This is a genomic window from Streptomyces alfalfae (assembly GCF_004127445.1).
In the GTDB taxonomy this organism is placed as follows: domain Bacteria; phylum Actinomycetota; class Actinomycetes; order Streptomycetales; family Streptomycetaceae; genus Streptomyces; species Streptomyces alfalfae.
This window is the reverse complement of record NZ_QEXM01000052.1, coordinates 86,036-110,512: the sequence shown is the minus strand read 5'-3', so window position 1 is coordinate 110,512 and position 24,477 is coordinate 86,036. Positions and strand designations below refer to the sequence as shown.

23 protein-coding genes and 1 rRNA gene are annotated in these 24,477 nt (G+C 70.7%); 10 read left to right on the top strand and 14 right to left on the bottom strand.

The window, feature by feature from the left end; genetic code table 11:
- Positions 1 to 150 precede the first annotated feature (150 nt).
- A 16S ribosomal RNA gene (locus tag DCW30_RS34160) occupies positions 151 to 1,678 on the bottom strand.
- A gap of 569 nt (positions 1,679 to 2,247) precedes the next feature.
- Positions 2,248 to 2,889 (bottom strand): DNA-3-methyladenine glycosylase, encoded by a 642-nt coding sequence (locus DCW30_RS34150; RefSeq protein WP_076686923.1) that lies wholly within the window; start codon positions 2,887 to 2,889, stop codon positions 2,248 to 2,250.
- A gap of 161 nt (positions 2,890 to 3,050) precedes the next feature.
- Between DCW30_RS34150 and DCW30_RS34145 the strand changes: the two genes are divergently transcribed.
- The 3 genes from DCW30_RS34145 to DCW30_RS34135 all read left to right on the top strand — a co-directional run bounded on the left by DCW30_RS34145 (position 3,051) and on the right by DCW30_RS34135 (position 5,101).
- Entirely contained in the window at positions 3,051 to 3,833 is a 783-nt protein-coding gene (locus DCW30_RS34145) for a sporulation protein (protein WP_076686922.1), read from the top strand.
- A gap of 36 nt (positions 3,834 to 3,869) precedes the next feature.
- Positions 3,870 to 4,409 carry a YbhB/YbcL family Raf kinase inhibitor-like protein gene (locus DCW30_RS34140; RefSeq protein ID WP_062783834.1) on the top strand — a complete coding sequence of 180 codons (540 nt, stop codon included), beginning with the start codon at positions 3,870 to 3,872 and terminating at the stop codon, positions 4,407 to 4,409.
- Positions 4,410 to 4,576: 167 nt separating this feature from the next.
- Positions 4,577 to 5,101: an HNH endonuclease gene (locus DCW30_RS34135; RefSeq protein ID WP_062783837.1), complete on the top strand. Its 525-nt coding sequence runs from the start codon at positions 4,577 to 4,579 to the stop codon at positions 5,099 to 5,101.
- A gap of 30 nt (positions 5,102 to 5,131) precedes the next feature.
- On the opposite strand, the gene DCW30_RS34130 is transcribed toward DCW30_RS34135, so the two are convergent.
- The 3 genes from DCW30_RS34130 to DCW30_RS34120 all read right to left on the bottom strand — a co-directional run bounded on the left by DCW30_RS34130 (position 5,132) and on the right by DCW30_RS34120 (position 7,451).
- Complete coding sequence (locus DCW30_RS34130; protein ID WP_062783841.1) at positions 5,132 to 6,067, bottom strand: SPFH domain-containing protein; 936 nt, start codon at positions 6,065 to 6,067, stop codon at positions 5,132 to 5,134.
- Between the two features lie 90 nt (positions 6,068 to 6,157).
- Positions 6,158 to 6,586 (bottom strand): NfeD family protein, encoded by a 429-nt coding sequence (locus DCW30_RS34125; RefSeq protein ID WP_062783844.1) that lies wholly within the window; start codon positions 6,584 to 6,586, stop codon positions 6,158 to 6,160.
- A gap of 67 nt (positions 6,587 to 6,653) precedes the next feature.
- Positions 6,654 to 7,451 (bottom strand): ABC transporter ATP-binding protein, encoded by a 798-nt coding sequence (locus DCW30_RS34120; RefSeq protein WP_076689474.1) that lies wholly within the window; start codon positions 7,449 to 7,451, stop codon positions 6,654 to 6,656.
- Between the two features lie 121 nt (positions 7,452 to 7,572).
- Between DCW30_RS34120 and DCW30_RS34115 the strand changes: the two genes are divergently transcribed.
- Positions 7,573 to 8,361 (top strand): hypothetical protein, encoded by a 789-nt coding sequence (locus tag DCW30_RS34115; RefSeq protein WP_076686921.1) that lies wholly within the window; start codon positions 7,573 to 7,575, stop codon positions 8,359 to 8,361.
- 80 nt (positions 8,362 to 8,441) lie between these two features.
- On the opposite strand, the gene DCW30_RS34110 is transcribed toward DCW30_RS34115, so the two are convergent.
- The 4 genes from DCW30_RS34110 to DCW30_RS34095 form a co-directional block, all read right to left on the bottom strand.
- Positions 8,442 to 8,690: a chaplin gene (locus tag DCW30_RS34110; protein WP_062783850.1), complete on the bottom strand. Its 249-nt coding sequence runs from the start codon at positions 8,688 to 8,690 to the stop codon at positions 8,442 to 8,444.
- Positions 8,691 to 8,764: 74 nt separating this feature from the next.
- Complete coding sequence (locus DCW30_RS34105; RefSeq protein ID WP_062783871.1) at positions 8,765 to 9,013, bottom strand: chaplin; 249 nt, start codon at positions 9,011 to 9,013, stop codon at positions 8,765 to 8,767.
- A 171-nt stretch (positions 9,014 to 9,184) separates the two neighbouring features.
- Entirely contained in the window at positions 9,185 to 9,847 is a 663-nt protein-coding gene (locus tag DCW30_RS34100; protein WP_269466692.1) for a response regulator, read from the bottom strand.
- The gene (locus DCW30_RS34095) at positions 9,840 to 10,985 is read right to left on the bottom strand and encodes a GAF domain-containing sensor histidine kinase (protein ID WP_062783853.1); all 1,146 of its coding nucleotides are present in this window, start codon (positions 10,983 to 10,985) and stop codon (positions 9,840 to 9,842) included. The genes DCW30_RS34100 and DCW30_RS34095 overlap by 8 nt, the downstream gene beginning before the upstream one ends.
- A 216-nt stretch (positions 10,986 to 11,201) precedes the next feature.
- On the opposite strand from DCW30_RS34095, the gene DCW30_RS34090 reads away from it, so the two are divergent.
- From DCW30_RS34090 to DCW30_RS34080, 3 genes are all read left to right on the top strand, one after another.
- A complete protein-coding gene (locus tag DCW30_RS34090; protein WP_076686920.1) occupies positions 11,202 to 11,900 on the top strand; it encodes an SDR family NAD(P)-dependent oxidoreductase in 699 nt (232 codons plus the stop codon).
- Positions 11,897 to 12,988 carry an S-adenosylmethionine:tRNA ribosyltransferase-isomerase gene (locus tag DCW30_RS34085; RefSeq protein ID WP_076686919.1) on the top strand — a complete coding sequence of 364 codons (1,092 nt, stop codon included), beginning with the start codon at positions 11,897 to 11,899 and terminating at the stop codon, positions 12,986 to 12,988. The genes DCW30_RS34090 and DCW30_RS34085 overlap by 4 nt, the downstream gene beginning before the upstream one ends.
- A 330-nt stretch (positions 12,989 to 13,318) precedes the next feature.
- Positions 13,319 to 14,032 carry a transglycosylase SLT domain-containing protein gene (locus tag DCW30_RS34080; RefSeq protein WP_076686918.1) on the top strand — a complete coding sequence of 238 codons (714 nt, stop codon included), beginning with the start codon at positions 13,319 to 13,321 and terminating at the stop codon, positions 14,030 to 14,032.
- A gap of 139 nt (positions 14,033 to 14,171) precedes the next feature.
- Here DCW30_RS34080 and DCW30_RS34075 read toward each other — a convergent pair whose 3' ends face one another.
- Entirely contained in the window at positions 14,172 to 16,793 is a 2,622-nt protein-coding gene (locus DCW30_RS34075; protein ID WP_076686917.1) for an ABC transporter ATP-binding protein/permease, read from the bottom strand.
- Positions 16,794 to 17,094: 301 nt separating this feature from the next.
- On the opposite strand from DCW30_RS34075, the gene DCW30_RS34070 reads away from it, so the two are divergent.
- Positions 17,095 to 18,822 (top strand): streptophobe family protein, encoded by a 1,728-nt coding sequence (locus tag DCW30_RS34070; protein ID WP_076686916.1) that lies wholly within the window; start codon positions 17,095 to 17,097, stop codon positions 18,820 to 18,822.
- Between the two features lie 942 nt (positions 18,823 to 19,764).
- A complete protein-coding gene (gene serB, locus DCW30_RS34065; RefSeq protein WP_062772015.1) occupies positions 19,765 to 20,985 on the top strand; it encodes a phosphoserine phosphatase SerB in 1,221 nt (406 codons plus the stop codon).
- A gap of 126 nt (positions 20,986 to 21,111) precedes the next feature.
- Here the strand turns inward: serB and DCW30_RS34060 are convergent, their stop codons facing one another.
- From DCW30_RS34060 to DCW30_RS34045, 4 genes are all read right to left on the bottom strand, one after another.
- A complete protein-coding gene (locus tag DCW30_RS34060; protein WP_076686915.1) occupies positions 21,112 to 21,630 on the bottom strand; it encodes a SixA phosphatase family protein in 519 nt (172 codons plus the stop codon).
- An 88-nt stretch (positions 21,631 to 21,718) separates the two neighbouring features.
- Positions 21,719 to 21,934 (bottom strand): hypothetical protein, encoded by a 216-nt coding sequence (locus DCW30_RS34055; protein ID WP_076686914.1) that lies wholly within the window; start codon positions 21,932 to 21,934, stop codon positions 21,719 to 21,721.
- 179 nt (positions 21,935 to 22,113) lie between these two features.
- Positions 22,114 to 22,230 (bottom strand): SGM_5486 family transporter-associated protein, encoded by a 117-nt coding sequence (locus tag DCW30_RS37995; RefSeq protein WP_103557516.1) that lies wholly within the window; start codon positions 22,228 to 22,230, stop codon positions 22,114 to 22,116.
- 42 nt (positions 22,231 to 22,272) lie between these two features.
- The gene (locus tag DCW30_RS34045; protein WP_076686913.1) at positions 22,273 to 23,580 is read right to left on the bottom strand and encodes a CynX/NimT family MFS transporter; all 1,308 of its coding nucleotides are present in this window, start codon (positions 23,578 to 23,580) and stop codon (positions 22,273 to 22,275) included.
- A gap of 125 nt (positions 23,581 to 23,705) precedes the next feature.
- Here DCW30_RS34045 and DCW30_RS34040 point away from each other — a divergent pair, with 125 nt between their 5' ends.
- The gene (locus tag DCW30_RS34040; protein ID WP_076686912.1) at positions 23,706 to 24,401 is read left to right on the top strand and encodes a FadR/GntR family transcriptional regulator; all 696 of its coding nucleotides are present in this window, start codon (positions 23,706 to 23,708) and stop codon (positions 24,399 to 24,401) included.
- The last annotated feature ends 76 nt before the right edge of the window (positions 24,402 to 24,477 follow it).

Here is a 24,477-nt window from a genome sequence, read left to right as displayed (position 1 = left end):
TGCTTTCCACGCTCTGACGAGCAGTACTTGCAGCCTCCGACCCGGAAACCAGGCCGAGTAGTCAACGTTCCACCCATGAGCAACCAGCATCAGACGTTCGCTGATGAACTGGCCCCTGGACTGCCGAAGCAGCCTAGAAGTGCTCCTTAGAAAGGAGGTGATCCAGCCGCACCTTCCGGTACGGCTACCTTGTTACGACTTCGTCCCAATCGCCAGTCCCACCTTCGACAGCTCCCTCCCACAAGGGGTTGGGCCACCGGCTTCGGGTGTTACCGACTTTCGTGACGTGACGGGCGGTGTGTACAAGGCCCGGGAACGTATTCACCGCAGCAATGCTGATCTGCGATTACTAGCGACTCCGACTTCATGGGGTCGAGTTGCAGACCCCAATCCGAACTGAGACCGGCTTTTTGAGATTCGCTCCACCTCGCGGTATCGCAGCTCATTGTACCGGCCATTGTAGCACGTGTGCAGCCCAAGACATAAGGGGCATGATGACTTGACGTCGTCCCCACCTTCCTCCGAGTTGACCCCGGCGGTCTCCCGTGAGTCCCCAACACCCCCGAAGGGGCTTGCTGGCAACACGGGACAAGGGTTGCGCTCGTTGCGGGACTTAACCCAACATCTCACGACACGAGCTGACGACAGCCATGCACCACCTGTACACCGACCACAAGGGGGGCACCATCTCTGATGCTTTCCGGTGTATGTCAAGCCTTGGTAAGGTTCTTCGCGTTGCGTCGAATTAAGCCACATGCTCCGCCGCTTGTGCGGGCCCCCGTCAATTCCTTTGAGTTTTAGCCTTGCGGCCGTACTCCCCAGGCGGGGAACTTAATGCGTTAGCTGCGGCACGGACGACGTGGAATGTCGCCCACACCTAGTTCCCACCGTTTACGGCGTGGACTACCAGGGTATCTAATCCTGTTCGCTCCCCACGCTTTCGCTCCTCAGCGTCAGTATCGGCCCAGAGATCCGCCTTCGCCACCGGTGTTCCTCCTGATATCTGCGCATTTCACCGCTACACCAGGAATTCCGATCTCCCCTACCGAACTCTAGCCTGCCCGTATCGACTGCAGACCCGGGGTTAAGCCCCGGGCTTTCACAACCGACGTGACAAGCCGCCTACGAGCTCTTTACGCCCAATAATTCCGGACAACGCTTGCGCCCTACGTATTACCGCGGCTGCTGGCACGTAGTTAGCCGGCGCTTCTTCTGCAGGTACCGTCACTTTCGCTTCTTCCCTGCTGAAAGAGGTTTACAACCCGAAGGCCGTCATCCCTCACGCGGCGTCGCTGCATCAGGCTTTCGCCCATTGTGCAATATTCCCCACTGCTGCCTCCCGTAGGAGTCTGGGCCGTGTCTCAGTCCCAGTGTGGCCGGTCGCCCTCTCAGGCCGGCTACCCGTCGTCGCCTTGGTGAGCTTCTACCTCACCAACTAGCTGATAGGCCGCGGGCTCATCCTTCACCGCCGGAGCTTTCAACCCTCTCCCATGCGAGAGAGAGTGTTATCCGGTATTAGACCCCGTTTCCAGGGCTTGTCCCAGAGTGAAGGGCAGATTGCCCACGTGTTACTCACCCGTTCGCCACTAATCCACCCCGAAGGGCTTCATCGTTCGACTTGCATGTGTTAAGCACGCCGCCAGCGTTCGTCCTGAGCCAGGATCAAACTCTCCGTGAATGTTTTCCCGTTACCGGGATGAACACCACGAGAGCGGAACCAGGGAGAGGAATAATCCCCCCGGTTCACAGCGTCCTCGCTGTGCTGCCTGCACGGTCATGCCGTACAGGACTTTTTCAAAGGAACCTCAACTCACCGAAGTGAGTCGGGGTATCAACATATCTGGCGTTGACTTTTGGCACGCTGTTGAGTTCTCAAGGAACGGACGCTTCCTTTGTACTCACCCTTGCGGGCTTTCCTCCGGGCGCTTCCCTTCGGTATTTCGTGTTTCCAACCCTACCAGATCCGTTTTCCGTTCCGTTCCCGGTTCGGATTTCATTTCCGGTGGCCGTTGGAGGGCCTTTGCCTTTCGGCTGCCTTTCGGCGTGTCCACTACGTTAGCGGATTCCCTCCGTGACTCATAATCGAGGCCGATCGAGTCCGTGAGTTCCACATTCGGCATGCGGAAACGCCGAATAGGCCCTCACTGAGGGAAGTCATAAATAGTGGTTGGCCGCTTCCGGCTGTCGGCAGACTGCCGTCACCGGGTCAAGCGGCTCGGACTACATTACGGAGGCCCCAAGGGTGCGTCAAGTTCGGCGGCGGCGCGGCACATGGGCTCGGTACGGGCTGACCGTCGGGTCGTCGGTCGTCCAGAAGCGGTAGGGATGCACGGCCCCCTCCCCTCCTACTCCGGTCCGCGGGCCCTCGCTGACCTGGGCGGCTTCGACCGGCGTTCCGGTGAGGATCGAGAAGGGGCTGCTCGGGTCGCCGCAGAGGTCGGCGCCGTCGAGGCTCCGGTCCACGTCGAGTGCCGTGGCGAGGCGGGCCGGGCCTTTGGCCAGTTCCTTGTCGTTTCGGGCCGAGAGTCGACGTTTGCGGGCCAGCTCCACGCCTTCGGTGATCTCGCCGGCGCGCAGGAGCACCGCGCTCGCCATGCCCTCCGGGCCGCACACCAGGTTCATGCAGTGCCACATGCCGTACGTGAAGTAGACGTACACATGGCCCGGCGGGCCGAACATCACGCCGTTGCGGGCGGTCTTGCCGCGATACGCGTGGGAGCCGGGGTCCGCCTCTCCCGCGTACGCCTCCACCTCCGTCAGGCGGAGTTCGATCGGCCCGTGCTCCGAGTCGCGCACGAGGACGCGTCCCAGCAGATCGGGGGCGACCTCCAGCACAGGGCGGTCGAAGAAGTCTCGGGTCAAGGGCGTACGGTCAGGCTCCGCGAACATGCCATCCGAGCGTAATGCACTCGGCGCCGTACGCGGATGGCCTTCGGGCCGCCCGGTCGCCGGGGTGAGTGCGCGGAACCACGCGTGGGCTCCCGGCGTATGTACCGATCAAGGAATCAAGTCGAGACGAACCACAGGCGGCGGCCTGGGGGAGGAGAGTCATGGGGTTCAAGAAGCTGCTCGCGAGTCTGGGAGCCGGCGGCGCCTCCGTGGAGACCGTGCTGACCGAGGCCAACGTGGTCCCGGGCGGCGTGGTCCAGGGTGAGGTGCGGATCCAGGGCGGATCCGTCGACCAGCAGATCGAGGGGCTTTCCGTGGGGCTCCAGGCGCGGGTCGAGGTCGAGGGCCAGGACCAGGAGACGAAGCAGGACATCGAGTTCACCAAGCTGCGGCTCGGCGGGGCCTTCACGCTGCAGGCCGGCCAGGTGCACGCCGTGCCGTTCGGCCTGGAGATCCCCTGGGAGACGCCCGTCACCTGCATCGACGGGCAGGAACTGCGCGGCATGAACATCGGTGTGACCACGGAGCTGGAGATCGCGCGGGCCGTGGACTCCTCGGACCTGGACCCGATCAGCGTGCATCCGCTGCCGGCGCAGCAGGCCATCCTCGACGCCTTCATCCAGCTCGGCTTCCGCTTCAAGAGCGCCGACATGGAGCGCGGCCACATCCGCGGCACGCGGCAGAAGCTGCCGTTCTACCAGGAGATCGAGTTCTTCCCGCCGCAGCAGTACCGCGGGCTGAACCAGGTGGAGCTGAGCTTCGTCGCCGACGACCGCGAGATGGACGTCGTCCTGGAGATGGACAAGAAGCCGGGACTGTTCAGCGAGAGCAGTGACTCCTTCCGTTCGTTCAAGGTGGGTCTGAACGACTTCCAGGGCACGGACTGGCCCGCCTACCTGAACGAGTGGCTGTCGCAGGTCGGCTCCAAGCGCAACTGGTTCTAGGCTCGGGGGCACAGCAATCGACCAGGAGGTGCTCACGTGACCGAGCCGAAGAGGCCGCCGCTTCCCCATGACTTCCACCCGCCCGTGCCGTCGTTCACGGTCGTGAGTGAGGACGTCGCACCGGGGGCGGTCCTTAAGGACGCTCAGGTCCACGCGGCGGGCAACACCTCGCCGCACCTGCGGTGGGAGGGCTTCCCGCCCGAGACCAAGAGCTTCGCCGTGACGTGCTTCGACCCGGACGCCCCCACGGGCAGCGGATTCTGGCACTGGACCGTCTTCGACATCCCGGCCTCGGTCACCGAGCTGCCGGCCGGTGCGGGCAGCGGCACGTTCGAAGGGCTGCCCGCTGGTGCGGTGCAGGCGCGCAACGACTACGGGTCGAAGGAGTTCGGGGGCGCGGCGCCGCCTCCCGGCGACCCGGCGCACCGTTACGTGTTCACCGTGTACGCGGTGGACGAGGAGAAGCTGGGTCCCGACGCGGACACCCCGCCCGCGGCGGTCGGCTTCAACCTGCGGTTCCACACGCTCGCGCGTGCGCAGCTCGTCGCCGAGTACGCCGCGCCCGCCGAGGGCTGAGCCACCCGAAGTGAACTGAGCGTTCATCGCCTGTTCGCCCGTCTCCGGTCATGGAAGTGATCGGGGACGGGCATTTTTTATTGCGTTGTCCATCTCGGCGTGCCCGGCCAGAGTTGATCCAAGCCCGCCACGGGGTGGGCCGGTGCATACGGGAGGTGGGCAGGTTGATGCGGGACACGCTGGTGCTGAACGCGAGCTTCGAGCCGCTCTCGACGGTGACGCTCAACCGGGCCGTCGTTCTGGTGCTCCAGGACAAGGCCGTGGTCGAACACGCCCACCCCGGACTGCGCGTGCGCGCGGCGGCGGTCGACATACCGGTGCCGCGGGTGATCAGGCTGTGCAGGTACGTGCGGGTGCCGTTCCGAAGACAGGCTCCGTGGTCGAGGCGGGGCGTCCTGGTCAGGGACCAGCACCGGTGCGCGTACTGCGGCAGGCGCGCGACGACGGTGGACCATGTGCTGCCGCGGTCGCAGGGCGGCGCCGACTCCTGGCTGAACACGGTGGCCTCGTGTGCCATGGACAATCACCGCAAGGCCAACCGGACGCCCGAGGAGGCCGGAATGCCGCTGCTGCGGCAGCCGTTCGAGCCGACTCCCGCGGACGCGATGCTCCTGGCGCTCGGCAGGGACGAGCTGGCTTCGCTGCCGCACTGGCTGGCACAGCCGGCGGCGCAGCCCGTCCCCGCGGCGTAGACCCCTGTCGCCGGGCCCCTTACGGGGCCGTCAGTCGATCGGCGGCTGCTCGCGGCGCTCCTTGCCGGACGGGGCGGACGGGCCGCCGCCCATCGGGCCGAAGTTGCCGAGCGCGCCGCCCAGTCCCTTGAGGGCGTCGCCGATCTCGCTGGGCACGATCCAGAGCTTGTTGGCGTCGCCCTCGGCGATCTTCGGCAGCATCTGGAGGTACTGGTAGGAGAGCAGCTTCTGGTCCGGGTCTCCGGCGTGGATGGACTCGAAGACCGTACGGATCGCCTGGGCCTCGCCCTCGGCGCGCAGGGCGGCGGCCTTGGCCTCACCTTCGGCGCGCAGGATCGCGGACTGCTTCTCGCCCTCGGCGCGCAGGATCTCCGACTGCCGGACACCTTCGGCCTGGAGGATCGCGGCGCGCTTGTCGCGGTCGGCGCGCATCTGCTTCTCCATCGAGTCCTGGATGGAGGTCGGCGGCTCGATCGCCTTGAGCTCGACGCGGTTGACGCGGATGCCCCACTTGCCGGTGGCCTCGTCGAGGACTCCGCGCAGGGCCGCGTTGATCTCCTCGCGGGAGGTGAGGGTCCGCTCCAGGTCCATGCCACCGATGATGTTGCGCAGGGTGGTGACGGTGAGCTGCTCGATCGCCTGGATGTAGCTGGCGACCTCGTAGGTCGCGGCCCGCGCGTCGGTCACCTGGTAGTAGATGACCGTGTCGATGTTGACCACCAGGTTGTCCTGGGTGATCACCGGCTGGGGCGGGAAGGGGACGACCTGTTCACGCAGGTCGATGCGGTTGCGGATCGAGTCGATGAACGGGACGACGATGTTGAGTCCCGCGTTCAGCGTGCGCGTGTAGCGGCCGAAGCGCTCGACGATGGCGGCGCTCGCCTGCGGGATGACCTGGATGGTCTTGATCAGGGCGATGAAGACCAGCACCACCAGAATGATCAGGACGATGATGATGGGTTGCATCGTGGCTCCCCGTACCCTTCATGCCTCGGCGTTCCCGATAAAGATCTTGCGGGTCGAGTCTGTCAGACCTCCGCGCGGCCCGTGCGGGATTCACATGACGACGGCCGTCGCCCCGTCGATCTCGACGACGTCCACCTCCTGGCCCGCCTCGAAGGCGAGGCCGGCGTCGAGCGAGCGGGCCGACCAGATCTCGCCCGCGAGCTTGATGCGGCCGCCGCCGGCGTCGACCCGTTCCAGCACGACGGCCGATCTGCCCTTCAACGCCTCGACCCCGGTGGCCAGTTCGGGCCGCTGGGCCCGGTGCCTGGCCGCGACGGGGCGTACGACGGCGATGAGTGCGACCGAGACCGCGGCGAAGACCAGGACCTGGAGGACCGTGTCGCCGCCGAGGCCCGCGGTCACGGCGGCCGCGACGGCGCCCACGGCGAGCATGCCGAGCTCCGGCATCGCGGTCAGTACGAGCGGGATTCCGAGTGCGGCGGCTCCGATGAGCCACCACACCCATGCGTCGATGTCCACGTGGTCATCGTAGGACCGCTGGTCCCGTTCGGGACAGGGCGCCGATCAGCCGGGTCCCGGCCGTGCGTCAGCCGAGCGGCAGGCCGGTGGCGGTCCAGCGGTCGTCGCGCTGCTCGACGACGAGCGGGAGGCCGAAGCAGAGCGAGAGGTTGCGGGAGGTGAGCTCCAGCTCCAGCGGTCCCGCGGCGAGCACCTTGCCCTGACGGATCATCAGGACGTGGGTGAAGCCGGGGGCGATCTCCTCGACGTGGTGCGTGACCATGATCATCGAGGGGGCGATCGGGTCGCGCGCGAGGCGGCCGAGGCGGCGTACGAGGTCTTCGCGGCCGCCGAGGTCGAGGCCGGCGGCGGGCTCGTCGAGGAGCAGCAGCTCGGGGTCGGTCATCAGGGCGCGGGCGATCAGGGTGCGCTTGCGCTCGCCCTCGGAGAGGGTGCCGAACCTGCGGTCGAGGTAGTCGCTCATGCCGAGGCGGTCGAGGAAGGCGCGGGCGCGCAGCTCGTCCATCTCCTCGTAGTCCTCGTGCCAGCCGGCGGTCATGCCGTAGGCCGCCGTGAGCACCGTCTGGAGGACGGTCTGGCCCTTGGGCAGCTTCTCGGCCATCGCGATGCCGGCGACGCCGATGCGCGGGCGCAGCTCGAAGACGTCGGTGCCCGGCCTGCCGAGGGTCTCGCCGAGGACGGTGGCGCTGCCGGTGCTCGGGAAGAGGTAGCTCGACGCGACGTTCAGCAGGGTGGTCTTGCCCGCGCCGTTCGGGCCGAGGATGACCCAGCGCTCCCCCTCCTTGACCGACCAGGAGACCTGGTCCACCAGAGCCCGGCCCTCGCGGACCACAGATACGTCCTCAAGCTCCAGTACATCGCTCATGAGCGCGCTGTCTCCCATTGCAGTCTCGGTCGTCGCTCGCGCCATTCAACGCGGCCCCCGGATAAAACCTACGCCACCGGCCGGGCGTTCCTGTCGTGAGGCCGGTCCTTAGGCTGTGTGCATGCTCTCGGAACCACGCTCAGGACGCCTGGCCGCATGGGGAAACGCCCTTTTGGCCGGACTTGTTTCCCCGGATGACGCAGTGCTCGCCATGGTCGGCGAGGACGCGGTGCACCGGGTCGAGGGGCTGCCCGGCGAGGCGGCCCCGGTCGGTCTGACGCTCGCCATGGGCCGTCTGCGCGCGCTCGGCGTGACGGGCCTGCGGGTGGCGCTGCCGACGGCCGGCCATCCGCTGGGGCTCAGCGGGCCGCCCGCGTTCAACGCCCGGGCGCTGGAGGCGGAGGAGGCCGTGGTCGGGTTCGGCGCTCCGTACGGCCTCGTGCCCGAGGTGTACGAGGCGGGGCCCGAGGGCGATGTCCACGTGGAGGTCGTCTGGCACTGCCTGCCCGTGCGCGAGGCTCCGCCGGCCGACGTGCCGTCGCTCGGCGAGGCGGAGCGCGAGCTGGCCGAGGCGCTGCGGGAGGCGACGGAGGTGCTCTCGCGGCTCGACGTGGCGGGTTCGGGCCCGGTGGCCGAGGCGGCGCTCGACGCGTACCGGGCGCGGGCGGAGCGGGGCCGCGAGGTGCTGGCTCCCGGGTACCCGCCGCGCGCGGTGCGGGTCCTCGAGCTGGCGCAGCGGGTCGGGCTCCTGGTGTCCCTGGCGTACGAGAACGGGCACGGCGGCGCCGTGAGCGCCTCGGAGATGGCCGCCCGGGGGCAGGCGCTGCGTCCGGTGGAGCGGACGGCCCGGCGGGCCCAGGTGGCCGCGTACAACGCGTACGTCGAGGAACGGGAGCGGGGCGGGGCCTGAAGCCCGGCCCACGGCAGGGGCCGTCGCGCCGCGGGCCCCGCGGACCGGTGTGGTCCGCGGGGCCCGCTTCGGGTGCCGCCTCAGCGGTTCACGGTGGCGTTGCCGAAGGCCGGGTTGAGGACGCCGATGACGTTGACGCTGTTGCCGGTGATGTTGACCGGCACGTGGACCGGGGCCTGGACCAGGTTGCCCGAGCCGACGCCCGGGGAGTTCGTGGCCGCGCCGTCGGCCTCGGCGCCCGAGGCCGCGAAGGCGGATCCGGCCGAGGCGCCCGCGGCGATTCCGGCGGCGGCGACGGCCAGGGCGGCCTTCTTGGCGATGCTGTTCATGGGTGGTGCTCCTCCTGCTGGCATGGGTCGACGCCCGGCTGCGGGGGTCGAAGAGGTGACGGCGCGGGTCCGGGTCAGACGTTGACGCAGGCGTTCCCGAACGCGGGGTTCAGGGCGCCGATGACCGTGACGGTGTTGCCGCAGAGGTTCACCGGGATGTGGACCGGCACCTGGAGCACGTTGCCGCTGCCGACACCCGGGCTGTTCGTGGCGACGCCGTCGGCCTCGGCGCCGCCGGGGGTCGCGGAGGCCATGCCGGCGCCGGCCGCGATCAGGCCGCCCGCCATCATCGTGACGACAGCGGCCTTCTTCAGGTTCTTCACTTCGGGCTCCTCCTGGACGAGGGCTGCGGCCGGCCGCCGCAGCACGCACTGGAGAACGCCCGGCCGGCGTTCGAGTTGCGCCATTTGGGGGACAGCCACACGACGGTATGAATCTCATCCCGCGGTGCAACCACCGACGCCGCCCCGAGTCACCGGCTGCGACCTGCGGACTCAGCCGGCCACACCGTGCCGCACGGCCCACAGGGCGGCCTGGGTGCGGTCGGCGAGGTCCAGCTTCATCAGGATGTTCGACACATGTGTCTTGACGGTCTTCTCGGAGAGGACCAGGGCGCGTGCGATCTCGCGGTTGGAGCGGCCGTCGGCGATCAGGCCGAGGACCTCCCGCTCGCGCTCGGTCAGTGAGCCGCCTCTGCCCTGGCCGCCGTTCGCCTCCTCCTGGGAGAGCAGGGCGCCCGCCACCTCGGGCTGCAGCAGGACGTGTCCGGCGTGCACCGAGCGGATGGCTCCCGCGAGGGCGTCGGGGTCCACGTCCTTGTAGACGTACCCCGCGGCGCCCGCGCGCAGCGCGGGGACCACCGTGCGCTGCTCGGTGAAGCTGGTGACGATGAGCACGCGCGCGGGGTTGGCCAGCTCGCGGAGCCTGCGCAGCGCCTCGACGCCGTCCATGCCGGGCATCTTCACGTCCATCAGGACGACGTCCGGCTTCAGCTCCTCGGCCAGCGCCACGCCCTCGGCGCCGTCCGAGGCCTCCCCCACGACCTCGATGTCGTCCTGGACCTCCAGGAACGTCCGCAGCCCCCGGCGGACCACCTGGTGGTCGTCGACCAGCAGCACCCGGATACCCGTCCTCGCCTCGTCCGCCGCGTCAGCCACCGGGGACCTCCATCTCGATCGTCGTGCCCTTGCCGGGCGCCGAATCCACGGTCAGCCGTCCGCCGACCCCGCTCGCGCGGTCACGCATGGAGACCAGGCCCAGGTGCCGTCCCGCGCGCCGTATGACCTGTGGGTCGAAGCCCTTGCCGTCGTCGGTGACGCGCAGGACGGCTCCCGCGCCCCGCTTGTCCAGGGTCACCGCGACGGACGCGGCCCCCGAGTGGCGCAGGGCGTTGTGCAGGGCCTCCTGGGCGACCCGCAGCATGGCTTCCTCCTGGGCGGCCGGCAGGGCCCGTACGCCGTTGCTGTCGAAGGTGACCCGCGCGGAGTGCGCGCGGTGCAGCACCTGGCTGTGCGTGCGCAGGGTGGCCACCAGGCCGTCCTCGTCGAGGGCGGCGGGGCGCAGCTCCACGACGGCGGCCCGCAGCTCGTCGGCGGCCTCGGCGGCGAGCGCCGCGACCTGCTGGAGCTCGCCCTTGGCGCGGGACGGGTCGCGGTCCACCAGGGCGGCGGCGGCCTGGGCGGTCAGGCGCAGCGAGAAGAGCTTCTGGCTGACGGCGTCGTGCAGCTCGTGCGCCAGGCGCGAGCGCTCCTCGGCGATGGTCAGCTCGCGGCTGCGTTCGTACAGGCGGGCGTTGGTCAGGGCGATCGCGGCGTGCTGCGCGAGGATGCCGAGGAGTTCCTCGTCGTCCGCGGTGAAGCCGCACCGGCCCTCGATCCTGGGGCAGCGCTTGTTGGCGAGGAAGAGCGCGCCGAGCGTCTCGTCGCCGTACCGGATCGGGAGGCCGAGGAAGTCGGACATGTCCGGGTGGGCGTCGGGCCAGCCCTCGAAGCGCGGGTCCTCGCGCACGTCGGCGAGGCGCTCGGGCTCGGCCTTCTGGAGCATGGCGGCGAGGATGCCGTGCTGCCGGGGCAGCGGGCCGATGGCCTTCCACTGCTCGTCGCTGACGCCGTCCACGACGAACTGGGCGAAGCCGCCGTGGTCGTCGGGGACCCCGAGCGCGGCGTACTCGGCGTCGAGCAGCTCGCGGGCGGAGGCGACGATGGTCTTGAGGACGTCGCGCACCTCCAGATGCCTGCTCATGGCGAGCAGCGCGGAGCTCACCGCGTTCAGCCCCGACCTGGGTCCTTGACTCATGGCCACACCGTACCGGCGGGGTGTGACAGCGCGTATCGGCCCTGTGGGGGCCCTCGGCTAGGGCGGACGGCCTAGGTCGCGGGGCCGGGACCAGGACGAATGGCCCTGCTCTGTTGCGTCCCGCGCACGAGGTGCGGGCGTGGTCGGCGTTCCTACGGTGAGGGCATCTGCTGGGCGTCCGGGTTGCCGGGCGCGGACTGTGAGGGGACGGGTGTCATGCCGGTAGCGATCATCACGGGGGCCTCCAAGGGGCTGGGGCGCGCGCTGGGCGCGGGGCTCGCGGGGAACGGCTGGGATCTCGTGCTCGACGCGAGGACCGCCTCGGTGCTCGACGAGGCGGCCGATGAGCTGCGCTCGTACGGCACGCGCGTGGAGGCGCTGCCGGGGGACGTCACCGACGCGGGGCACCGGGCGGAGCTGGTGGCCGCGGCGCGGCGGCTCGGTGGTCTCGGTCTCCTGGTGAACAACGCCAGCGCGCTGGGCGCGGAGCCGCTCGTACGGCTGGACGGGCTGGCGCTCGACGGGCTGCGGGCGGCTCTGGAGACGAACGTGGTGGCGCCCCTGGGGCTGGTCCAGGAGGCCCTGCCGCTGCTGCGGGAGTCGGCGGGAGCGGTGCTGAACGTCAGCTCCGACGCGGCCGTCGAGGCGTACGGGACGTGGGGCGGGTACGGGGCCTCCAAGGCCGCTCTCGACCAGCTCTCCGCAGTCCTCGCGGTGGAGGAGCCCGGCGTCAGGGTGTGGGCGGTGGACCCGGGTGACCTGCGGACGGATCTGTACCGGGCGGCGGCGCCGCTGGACGACGTCTCGGGCAGGCCGCTGCCGCGGAGCGTGGTGCCCGCGTTCCTGCGGCTGATCGCGGAGCGCCCCGCCAGTGGTCGCCTCGTCGCGTCCGAGCTTCTGGCGGGTGTCCGATGAGCGTCGTCGGGGCGTGGCCGCGCGTGCCGGAGGGCCTGCACGCGCGGGTGCCCGCCGAGCAGCGGGGGCCCGGTCTCGGCAGGGACTCCGTGCGGCTGCTCCTGTCGCGTGGCACGGAGGTCTCGCACCACGCGTTCCGGGAGCTGCCCGCGCTGCTGCGGGCCGGGGATCTCCTCGTCGTCAACACCTCGCGGACGCTGCCGGCGGCCGTGGACGGGCGGCTCGGGCACGCACGCGTGGTGGTGCATTTCTCGACGCGGGGTGCGGACGGCCGGTGGGCGGTGGAGCTGCGGGACCCGGACGGGAGGGGCACGACACGCGCGCGTGCCGGTGGTCCCGCGGGGGCGACCGTGCGGTTCCCGGGCAGCGTGTCCCTCGTCTGGGAGGAGCCGCTGGCGGCGGAGAGCCGGCGGTTGTGGTGGGTGCGGGTCGCGGGTGACGTGCCCGCGCTGCTGCGGCGGCACGGGCGGCCCATCCGTTACCGCTACACGGACAGGGACCAGCCGCTCGCCGCCCATCAGACCGTGTTCGCGCTGCCGTCGGCGGACGGGGCGGGGAGCGCGGAGATGCCGAGCGCGGGGCGGCCGTTCACGGCGGCGATGGTGGCGGAGCTGGTGAGCAGGGGCGTGCAGTTCGCGCCGGTCACGCTGCACACCGGGGTGGCCTCGCAGGAGGCGCACGAGCCGCCGTACCCGGAGCCCTTCGAGGTGCCGGGGACCTCCGCCGCGCTGATCAACGCCGCGCGGGCGGGCGGCGGCCGGGTGATCGCGGTCGGCACGACGGCCGTGCGGGCCGTGGAGTCCGCGGCGGGGGCCGACGGCGTCGTGCGGGCGGCGAGCGGGCGGACCGAGCTCGTGGTGACGCCGGAGCGGGGTGTGCGCGTGGTGGACGGGCTGCTCACGGGGCTGCACGAGCCGGAGGCCTCGCACCTGCTGATGCTGGAGGCGGTGGCGGGGCGAGCGGCGATCGAGCGCGGATACGCCGAGGCGGTACGCCGTCTCTACCTCTGGCACGAGTTCGGCGACGTGCACCTCATACTCCGGTCGGAGAACACTGACCGAGAGCATTGCAAGGGCAACGTGCAGTGAGACCGCTACCTGCTTGATGTGAGCCCGCACATAGGGTGCACGTCACGTACGAACGTGGCTAGTTGCGAGCGAAGTGCACCAAATATCCGTTTATGTACGGCAACAAGCCCTTAATGTGCGGGGATGTGCACGCGGAGAGAAGCATCGACGGCCACCGTGATCCACTACCCGGGTTCGTACGTCACACCTTTGCCACGCAATTTTGCCGCCGCTAACAATTGCTCCCGTCGCTCGGCGCCGCGGTCCTCGCACCGCGGCGTTTGTGCCGGAGCAGCAACATGTCCCCGCCGGACCAGAGCGACCTCCGCTATCCGAAGAGGTCCAACTCGCATGTCCCAGCACCATCTCCCCGGCCCCGGTCGAAACGCCGTGACCAAGAACCAGAAGCTCTCGATCGCCGGCGTCGCCGCGATCGGCGCCGCCGCCCTCGCGTTCTCCCTCGTGCCCGGCAACTCCGACGCCGGTGAGGCCCAGGCGGCCGGCGCCGCCCCCGCCTCCTTCGCCGTCTCCACCGACGCGCAGGCCGCGGTCCACGCCAACGTGGCCAAGCAGCTGACGCACGCCGACGAGCAGGCCAAGGCCGCCGCCGCGAAGGCCGCAGCCGACAAGAAGGCGGCCGACGAGAAGAAGGCCGCCGACGAGGCCGCCGCGAAGAAGAAGGCCGAGGACGAGCGCAACGCCGCTGCCGCCGCCAGCCGCTCCGCCGCCCGCAAGCCCGCCTACGCCAACAACCTGGACGGCTGGATCCGCCAGTCCCTGGACATCATGAAGTCCAAGGGCATCCCCGGTTCCTACGAGGGCCTGCACCGCAACATCATCCGCGAGTCCTCCGGCAACCCGCAGGCCGTGAACGGCTGGGACATCAACGCCATCAACGGCACCCCGTCGATCGGCCTGCTCCAGGTCATCAAGCCGACGTTCGACGCCTACCACGTCGAGGGCACGTCCACGAACATCTACGACCCGGTCGCCAACATCACGGCCGCGGCCAACTACGCCGCCGACCGCTACGGCTCGATGGACAACGTGAACGGCGCCTACTGAGCCTTGATCGCCTGATCACTGGACCTCTTCAGCCGAAGATGAGGTTCTCAAGACGCCGAAGGGCGGCACCCCGCGCGGGGTGCCGCCCTTCTCGTGTGCCACCCGCGCGTACGCCACGTTCGCGTACGCCGGGACGCGCTCACTTGCGCATGACCTCCGGCTCGTGGCGGCGCAGCAGGCGCGCGACCGCGAAGCCGCAGATGATGCCCAGCGCGAGCAGGACGGTGAGGTTCACGCCCCACTGCCCGGCCGAGTGCTCCCACAGCGGGTCCAGGTCGGTGGGGTTCTTCGGGTCCCACGGCGGCATCAGGTGCGCGAGGTCGAGCGTGGCGCCGGCGCCCGCGATGGCCCAGCGGGACGGCATCAGCCAGGCGAACTGCTCCAGGCCGGGCGAGCCGTACACCTGGAAGAGGACGCCGGTGAAGACGACCTGGACGATCGCGAACATCACCAGGAGCGGCATGGTCTTCTCGGAGGTCTTCACCAGCGAGGAGATGACCAGGCCGAACATCATCGACGTGAAGCCGAGCGCGATGATCGTCACGCAGATCTCCGCGGCCGGGGGCATGATCAGCCCCTCCTCCGGCAGTTCGCGCGGGGCGAAGCCGATGGCGCAGATGATGACGCCCTGGACGGCCGTGATGACGCCGAGGACGATGACCTTGGACATCAGGTACGCCGAGCGGGACAGGCCGGTGGCCCGCTCCCGTTCGTAGATGACCCGTTCCTTGATCAGCTCTCGTACGGAGTTGGCGGCGCCCGAGAAGCACATGCCGACAGCGAGGATCAGCATGATCGTGCCCGCGTCGCCGTTGAACTTGGCCGGCGGTTTCGGCGGTGCGAGCCCGAAGTCGGCCGGGATGACGACGCTGACGATGCCGAGGACCGCGGGCAGGATCACCATCAGGCCCATGAAGCCCTTGTCGGAGGCGATCACCGAGACATAGCGGCGGATCAGGGTCCACAACTGGGAGCCCCAGCCCTGCGGCTTCGGCGGCTTGACCGCCTGCGGCGGCGGCATCGGCACGGACTGCGCGGCGACGGCGTCGATGTCCGCGGCATACATCTGGTAGTGCTGCGAGCCCTTCCAGCGGCCCGCCCAGTCGTAGTCGCGGTACTCCTCGAAGGCGGAGAAGACGTCGGCCCAGGTCTTGTAGCCGAAGAAGTTCAGCGCTTCCTCCGGCGGGCCGAAGTACGCCACCGAACCGCCCGGCGCCATGACGAGGAGCTTGTCGCAGATCGCCAGTTCGGCGACCGAGTGCGTGACGACGAGGACCGTGCGGCCGTCGTCGGCGAGGCCGCGCAGGAGCTGCATGACGTCGCGGTCCATGCCCGGGTCGAGGCCGGAGGTCGGCTCGTCCAGGAAGATCAGCGACGGCTTGGTGAGCAGCTCCAGGGCGACCGAGACGCGCTTGCGCTGGCCACCGGAGAGGGAGGTGACCTTCTTCTCCTTGTGGATGTCCAGCTTGAGCTCGCGCAGCACCTCGTCGATGCGGGACTCGCGCTCCGCCTCCGTGGTGTCGGCCGGGAAGCGCAGCTTGGCCGCGTACTTGAGGGCCTTCTTGACGGTCAGCTCCTTGTGCAGGATGTCGTCCTGCGGGACCAGACCGATGCGCTGACGCAGCTCGGCGAACTGCTTGTAGAGGTTCCGGTTGTCGTAGAGGACGTCGCCCTGGTTGGCGGGCCGGTAGCCGGTGAGCGCCTTGAGCAGGGTGGACTTGCCGGAACCCGAGGGTCCGATGACCGCGATGAGCGATTTCTCCGGGACGCCGAAGGAGACGTCCTTGAGGATCTGCTTGCCGCCGTCGACCGTGACCGTGAGGTGGCGGGCCGAGAAGGAGACGTCACCGGTGTCGACGAACTCCTCGAGCTGTCCGTCGACGAGGCGGAAGGTCGAGTGGCCGACGCCGACGATGTCGTTCGGGCCGATGAGGACCGTCGAGGACTTCGCGATCGGCTGGCCGTTGACGTACGTGCCGTTGTGCGACCCGAGGTCGTGGAGCTCGAAGCGGCCGTCCGGCGTCGCCGTGAACTCGGCGTGATGGCGCGAGACCTGGAGGTCGGAGACGACCAGTTCGTTCTCCAGGGCACGGCCGATGCGCATCTTGCGGCCGAGCGCGAGCTGGTGGAACGTCGTCGGGCTGCGGTCGCCGTGGACCGGCGGGGCCCCCGCGGCGCCGCCGGTTCCGGGGGTCTTCTGCGCGTACTGCTCCGACGGGCCGCCCTGCTGCTGCGGCACGTGCGGCTGCTGGTGCTGCTGCTGCTGCGCCTGGTGCTGCTGAGGGGGTTGCTGGTGCTGCGGCGGTTGCTGCCAGCCGTGCTGCTGCGGCTGGTGCGGGGCCTGCTGGTGCGGGGCCTGCTGCTGATGCGGGGCCTGCTGCGCCGCCCAGCCCGGGGCCTCCTGCTGTGCCTGCTGCTGCGGCGCGCCGTGCTGCTGCTGCTGCGGTGCGGAGACCGCCGCGGCCTCGGCGCCACCGGACAGATTCAGCCGCGGCCCGTCGTTCGCGTTCCCGAGGTTCACGGCCGAACCAGGGCCGATTTCCATCTGGTGGATCCGCCGGCCCTGTACGAAGGTGCCATTGGTGCTGCCGTGGTCCTCAATGACCCAACTGCGCCCGCTCCAGGTGATCGTGGCGTGACGCCAGGAGACCCTGGCGTCGTCGAGCGAGATGTCCCCCTGCGGATCGCGTCCGAGAGAGTACGACCTGGACGGATCGAGCGTCCAGGTCCTTCCATTCAATTCCAGTACGAGTTCCGGCACTCCATGCCCCACTGAGTTGTCCCCCGAGCTAGCCCCCATGTGGGGAGTCTAGGGATGTCGAACATCGGGAGGAACTATTTCAGGCGGAGGGCTCTGACCGAAAGTCGGGCCTTGTGAAGACTGCGTAGGCGCCTTTCGGGACACCCCGTTGACGGGGCAGAAACCGCCCCGGAGAGTAGTAAGCACCCATCAGCGACCATCAGTCGCAATCAGCGCATACGGATCATGCGCGGGGAGGGTGTTCCGCCCACTCCCCTGAACGCGGCCGACGGTTCACGCACCGCGGTTCGGGGGGTCCTTGATGCAGGCCGGTGAAGACAGGGGTGTCGCCCGGGGCGTGCGGTGGGGCGACGTACTGCTGTCCGCGATCGCCGCGGTGAGCTGGGCGCTGATCGGCATGGCCGGAACCGCCGCGCTCGCGCTGCGCCTGCTCGACGCAGACGAGGTGGGTTCCCTCGGACCGATGACGGCGGCGACGGTGGCCCTGGGAGCGGGCGGTTCGGTCACGCCGTCCGGAGACGTCTCGGCGTTCGGCCTGGAGGGGGCGGAGGCGACCACCGCCATCGACATCGCGCCACTCGGCGTCGGCCTCGCCGGTGCGCTGCTCCTCGCCCACTTCTTCCTGCGCTCGCTGCGGGGCGCCGGGGCGTTCCTGCCGCCGGCCGAACTGGCCGCCCGCGCTGGCGCGGTGCTCGCCCTCTTCGTGGCGATGCTCGGCGGTCTCGCCTACGTGGGGCACGACGTCGTCACGATCGACGGGGAGCGGCTCGGCGTCGGCGGGGGGATCGAGGCAGGGATCGAGAAGGGGCTGGACGAGCTGCCGGACGGCATCGCCGACAAGCTGCCCGGCGGCGTCGGCGGGCTGCTGCCCGATCGGCTCGGGGACCTGGCGGAGGCGAAGGCGTCGGTCGGGTTCACCGTCGACACGGCGGCGACGCTGCTCGGCGGGGCGGGCTGGGTGGCCGCCGTCCTGCTGATCGCCCTGCTCGCCTCGCGCCGTACACCGCTGCCACACGGCCTCGACGCTCTGCACCGGGTGGTGCGGCCCGCGGTGTCCGCGCTGGTCACGGTGGTCCTGATGGCGGTCGTGGCGGGTCTGGCCGCGGCGGCGTACGCCATGATCGGCGACGACCATCCGCAGCGGATCGCCGGCGCCGCGCTGCTGGGGGCGTCGAACGGTGTGTGGGTGGGGGTGCCGGTGGGGCTCTTCGTGCCGTTCGACGGCCATGCCACGGGTGCGCTCACGCGGTTCCTGCCGGATCCGGTGGACGATCTGCTCGGCGGTTCCTCCGACAAGGCGCTCACGCTGGGGCGGCTCGCCGACATCGACGGGCGGGTCTGGCTGCTGGCTGTCGCCGCGGGGCTGATGATGCTGTTCGCGGGGGTGCTCACCGCGGTGCGGACTCCGGTACGCGGCGCGGACGCCCTGGGGTTCGCGGGGCGGTGCGGGGTGCGGCTCGGGGTCGTCACGGCGGCGGCGCTTCCGCTCATGGTGTGGCTGACCGGGGTGTCCGCCGACGCCTCGCTCTCCGTGCTGGGCTTCGACGCGTTCGGGGCCGGGGTGGAGCTGCACGGCCGGATCGGGCCGGCCGCGCTGCTGGGGCCGGCCTGGGGCCTCGGGGCGGGGGTCCTCGGGGCGGTCCTCGCGGTGGCCGCGGGCGCGGCGGGCGGCCGGGCGTCCCCGTTCGCGCTCCCGCCGACGCCGGCGCCACGCGAGAACGCCTCCGCCTCCGCCGCCTCCGCCTCCGCCTCCGCCTCGGCGAGCGCGCCGGGTCCGTACACCCCCCACGCTCCGCATCGCCCCCCGAACCCCGACACGAACCCGTACCTGCGTCCGGCGGCACGGCCGGACGGGCAGCCTCCCTCCCGGGACGTCTACGGCGCGGAAACGGTGGCCGGCCCAGTGGCCCCACCGCCCCGCTCAGCTCCCCGCCCCCGCCCCCGCTCCGGCGACTGGCCCCCGCCACCGCCTCCTCCTCCACCGCCGCCGCCTCCGAAACAGGGCCCACCACCGAGGAGGCCCCGCTGACGAGCCCCGTCAGGGGCACGGGAAACGGCGCGAGGTCGGGCCACCGCACGCGGGCCGAGAAAGACGGACGCCCTGAGCGGACGCGGCCCGGGGTTTGGCTTCCGGGAGCAGTGAGGGGGCCGCACATACGAGCCCCGTCCGGGGCGTGGAGAACGGCGCGAGGACGGGCCACCGCACACGGGCCGAGAAAAGCGGACGCCTCGGGCGGACGCGGCCCGGGGTCCCGCTCCCGGGAGTGGTCAGGAGGCCGCGCTGACGCGCCCCGCCCGGGGCACGCGGAAAGACGCCAGGACGGGCCACCGACCGCGGACCGAGAAAGACGGACACCCCGGGCGCACCCGGCCCGGAGCCCTTCTCACGAGAGCCGTGAGAAGGGCGCGCTGACGCGCCCTGTCCGGCGCACGGGAACGACGCCAGGACGGGCCACCGCATGCAGGTCGAGAAAAACGGACACCCCGGGCGGACGCGGCCCGGGGGCTGGCTCCCGGGAGCAGTAAGGAGACCGCACATACGCGCCCCGTCAGGCCCACACGAAACGCCCCGAGGACGGGCCACCGACCGCAGGCCGAGAAAAATGGACACCCCGGGCGGACCCGGCCCGGGGCCTGGCTCCCGGGAGCGATGAGGAGGCCGCGCTGACGAGCCCAGTCAGGGGCACGGGGAACTGGTACCAGGACGGGCCCCCGCACGCGGGCCGAGAGAAACGGACACCCCGGACGGCCCCGGCCCGGGGTCCCACTCCCAGGAGCGGTCAGGAGGCCACATATACGAGCCCCGTCAGGGGCACGGGGAACGCCCCGAGGACGGGCCACCCACCACGGACCGAGAAGAACGGGCACCCGGCGGACGCGGCCCGGGGCCTGGCTCCCGGGAGCGGTCACGTGTCCGAGGTTCGGACCGGCGGGCGGACCGAAGAGAGCGGCCGCTACCGTAAGCGGCACCATGAGTGCTTCGCAGCCCCCCCAGCCCGCAGACGTCCCGACGCTCCTCGTCAAGATCTTCGGCAAGGACCGTCCCGGTCTCACCGCCGGCCTCTTCGACACCCTCGCCGCCTACTCCGTCGACGTGGTCGACATCGAGCAGGTCGTCACCCGCGGCCGCATAGTGCTGTGCGCGCTCGTGACCCAGCCGCCCACCGGCATGGAGGGGGACCTGCGCGCCACCGTCCACAGCTGGGCGGAGTCCATGAAGATGCAGGCCGAGATCATCTCGGGCATCGGCGACAACCTGCCGCGCGGCCTCGGACGCTCGCACGTCACCGTCCTCGGCCACCCCCTGACCTCGGAGTCGACGGCGTCCATCGCCGCCAGCATCACGGCGACCGGCGGCAACATCGACCGCATCTTCCGGCTCGCCAAGTACCCGGTGACCGCGGTGGAGTTCGCGGTGTCCGGCACGGAGACCGAACCCCTGCGCACCGCCCTGGCCATAGAGGCCGCGAAGCTCGGCGTGGACGTCGCGGTCGTCGCCGCGGGTCTGCACCGCCGTGCGCAGCGCCTGGTCGTGATGGACGTCGACTCGACGCTCATCCAGGACGAGGTCATCGAACTGTTCGCCGCCCACGCCGGGTGCGAGAACGAGGTCGCCGAGGTGACCGCGGCGGCGATGCGCGGCGAGCTGGACTTCGAGCAGTCGCTGCACGCGCGCGTGAAGCTGCTCGCGGGCCTCGACGCGTCGGTCGTCGACAAGGTCCGCTCCGAGGTCAGGCTGACCCCGGGCGCCCGCACCCTCATCCGCACCCTCAAGCGCCTCGGTTACCAAGTGGGGGTCGTCTCCGGCGGCTTCACCCAGGTCACCGACGATCTGCGGGAGCGACTCGGACTCGACTTCGCCCAGGCCAACACCCTGGAGATCGTCGACGGCAGGCTCACCGGCAGGGTGACCGGAGAGATCGTGGACCGCGCGGGCAAGGCACGGCTGCTGCGCCGCTTCGCCGCGGAGGCCGGCGTCCCGCTGGAGCAGACCGTCGCGATCGGGGACGGCGCGAACGACCTCGACATGCTGAACGCGGCCGGCCTCGGCGTCGCCTTCAACGCCAAGCCCGTGGTCCGCGAGGCCGCGCACACCGCGGTGAACGTGCCGTTCCTCGACACCGTCCTCTATCTCCTCGGCATCACCCGCGAAGAGGTCGAGGCGGCGGAGACGCACACGGACACGGACTGACCCCGGCCCCCGCAAGCCCACGGTCCCGCGCCACTGCGGCGCGGGGCCCTGTCGCGTACGGGACGCGGGCGTGCGGGACGTGGACGTGCGGACGGGGCGTGCGGGACGGGGGCCGGGAGCGGCGGGCTACTCGGAGGGCGCCCAGTAGTCGACGAGCGTGGCGACGCCCGGCTCCAGGGCTTTCCAGGAACCGGAGTAGGTCAGGACGGCGAAGGTCGCGGTCGGGAAGCCCCGGCGGTCGAGCCGCTGCCGCACATCGCCCTCGGTGTCCCCGGCGAGGACGTCGGTCAGCCCCTGCACTCCGGGGTTGTGACCGACGAGGACGAGGTTCCGCACGTCGTCGGGGGTTTCGTTGAGCACGGCGATCAGCTCGCCGGGAGAGGCCTCGTACAGCCGGTCCTCGTAGACGGTCTTCGGCCGCTGCGGCAGCTCCTGGACGGCGAGCTTCCAGGTCTCGCGGGTCCGGGCCGCGGTGGAACAGAGGGCCAGGTCGAAGGCGATGCCGCTGTCGGCCAGCTTGCGTCCGGCGACGGGGGCGTCCCTGCGGCCTCGATCAGCGAGCGGCCGCTCGTGATCGGCCACCTGGGGCCAGTCGGCCTTCGCATGCCGGAAGAGGACAATCCTGCGGGGTTCTGCGACGCTCATGCGTCCCAGCTTCGCATGAAACGCGCCACGGGGCGCGGGTAGTTGGCGGGGTGCCGCGGTGTGGCTGACCCGGGCGGACGGACCCGGGTCACAGGGCCATGCGCTGCACCGTCTCCTGGACGCGCTCCAGGAGATGGGTGACGACGGGCTCGCTGCCGGCGGCGTGCGCGTCCACCGGGTTCAATATCAGCAGCAGGAGGGCCGCGAAGGCCACGGCGGGCAGGGCGATGGCCCACCAGGGGAGCTGGATCTCGACGCCGGACGACTCCGCCGGGTCGCGCCGGGTGTGCGAACGGGCCGACATGCCGCCTCCGTGGTCCTCGGGTCCGCGTGCCGCGTCGTCGCGGCCACACCTCGAAACTAGGCGATCGGCGGCCCTGAACCCATCAGGTGTCCCACCCACTTGACCCTGACACTGGCCCCCTAGGGGATGGGGGTGCTAGCCCCACCATGCCCCGCCGGAGCGCCGCGTCCGCGGCCGGCTCACGGCGAGGCGATGGAGGCGACGATGCCGATGATCACGGTGATGGCCAGCATCGCGCCGAGCACGACGAGCAGCTTCTTCTGGCCGTTCTGGGGGTTCGGGTCAAGGACGGGCATACGGCCAGTCTCGCACCCTTTGCCCCGGGGCCGCCGTCGGGGTCAGGCCTTCGCCGCCTTGGCGGCCACCTCTTCCTCGACCGTGCGGTTGCGGCCCGCGAGCGTGCCGACGACGATCTGCGGCACCATCAGGCCCGCCATCAGCGCGATGGGCAGGCCCCAGCCGCCGCTGTGCTGGTAGAGGACGCCGACGAGGAGCGGTCCCGGGATCGAGATCAGATAGCCGGTGCTCTGCGCGAAGGCGGACAGCTTGGCCACGCCCACGCTGCTCTTGGCCCGCATGCCCACCATGGTGAGGGCGAGCGGGAAGGCGCAGTTGGAGATGCCGAGCAGCAGTGCCCAGGCCCACGCGCCGCCCGCGGGGGCGAGGTAGAGGCCCGCGTATCCGGTGAGGCCGCAGGCGCCGAGGACCATCACGACGGGACCCTGGTTGGGGAGCCGGATGGCCACGCGCGGGATGACGAACGCCAGCGGCACGCCCATCGCCATGGTGACGGCGAGCAGGACGCCGGCCTCGCCCGCGGGGACGCCCGCGTCACGGAAGATCTGCGGCATCCAGCCCATCGTGATGTACGCGGCCGTGGCCTGGAGCCCGAAGAAGACGGCGAGCGCCCAGGCGGTGCGGCTGTGGGTGATGCGCAGTCCGGCGTCCTCCTGGCGGACGGTGGCGCTGACGTGCTCGGGGGCGGCGGAGGCCGTGCCCCGGTCGCGGACCAGCGGTATCCACGGCACGACGGCGACGACGGCGAGCACCGCCCAGACGGCGAGCCCGGTCTGCCAGCGCCCGCCGAGGGCGTCGGTCACCGGGACCGTCAGGGCCGCGGCGAGGGAGGTGCCGAGCGCGAGCGCCATCGAGTACAGGCCGGTCATCGAGCCGACCCGGTCGGGGAACCAGCGCTTGACGATCACCGGCATCAGGACGTTGCTCACGGCGATGCCCATGAGGGCGAGCGCGGTGGCGGCCAGGAAGCCGGCCGTGCCGCCGACGAAGGGGCGTATGACCAGGCCCGCGGCGATGGCGACCATGCCCACGCAGACGACCGCGCTGGGCCCGAAGCGCCGGGCGAAGCGGGGCGCCATCACGCCGAAGACCGCGAAGCAGAGCGGCGGCACGGAGGTGAGCAGTCCGGCGAGGGTGCCGCTCATGCCGAGTCCGTCGCGCACCTCTTCGAGGAGTGCGCCGAGGCTGGTGATGGCCGGGCGGAGGTTGAGGGCCGCGAGGACGATGCCGACGGTGATCAGCCGCGTCGCCCACGCGCGCGTGGGGGCCTGTTTCTCCTGACCCGCCGCCGTGTCGGTGCGCTTCACTGTCGCTGCCTTTGTCATCGTGCCGGTTTCCTCGGTAGCCATGGGGCCATCATAGAATCATGGGATGATTGGCTGTCCAATCCGATCGCGTCACACTGAGTCCCCGATCCCCGGCCCGGCGCCCCGCGGCCCGGCTCCGGCAACCCGCCCCCCTACGAAGGACCGTCATGCCGCTGACCACTCCTCGCCGCTCGGCTCTCTCCGAACAGGTCATCGCCGAGCTGCGCAAGCAGATCTCCTCGGGCGAGTGGCCGGTCGGCTCCCGCATTCCCACCGAGTCCGAGCTGGTGGAGCAGCTGGGCGTGGCGAGGAACACGGTCAGGGAGGCGGTGCGCGCCCTCGCGCACAACGGCATGCTCGACATCCGGCAGGGCTCGGGCACCTTCGTCGTGGCGGCGAGTGAGCTGGCGGGGGTGATGCACCGCAGGTTCGCCGACGCCGATCCCCGGCACGTCGCCGAGCTGCGGATCGCGCTGGAGTCGAGCGCCGCCGAGCTCGCCGCGCGGCGCCGCACCGACCGCGACCTCCAGCAGCTGGACGCCGCCCTGGTGCGGCGCGAGGACGCCTGGGCCTCGGGGGACGCGGAGGCGTTCGTGTCGGCCGACGCGGCGTTCCACACGGCCGTGGTGGCCGCGTCGCACAACGACGTCATGACGGTTCTCTACGCGGACCTGGGCGAGGTCATGCGGGACTGGCTGCGGGACGACATCGGCAAGGAGCTCCGCCCGAAGTCGCACATGGACCACACCCGTCTCGTCGACGCGATCCGGGCCGGTGACGCGGAGGCCGCGGGCAGGGAGGCGGCGAGCTACCCCTTCATGTGCCGCCCCGACCGGCTCTCCGAGGCGGGCGACACGGTCTGACCTGCTCACCGGGGGTGGGCGGCAGCCGCTGACCGGCTCACCGCCGGGCGGGCGGCAGCCGCTGACCGGCGCGGCG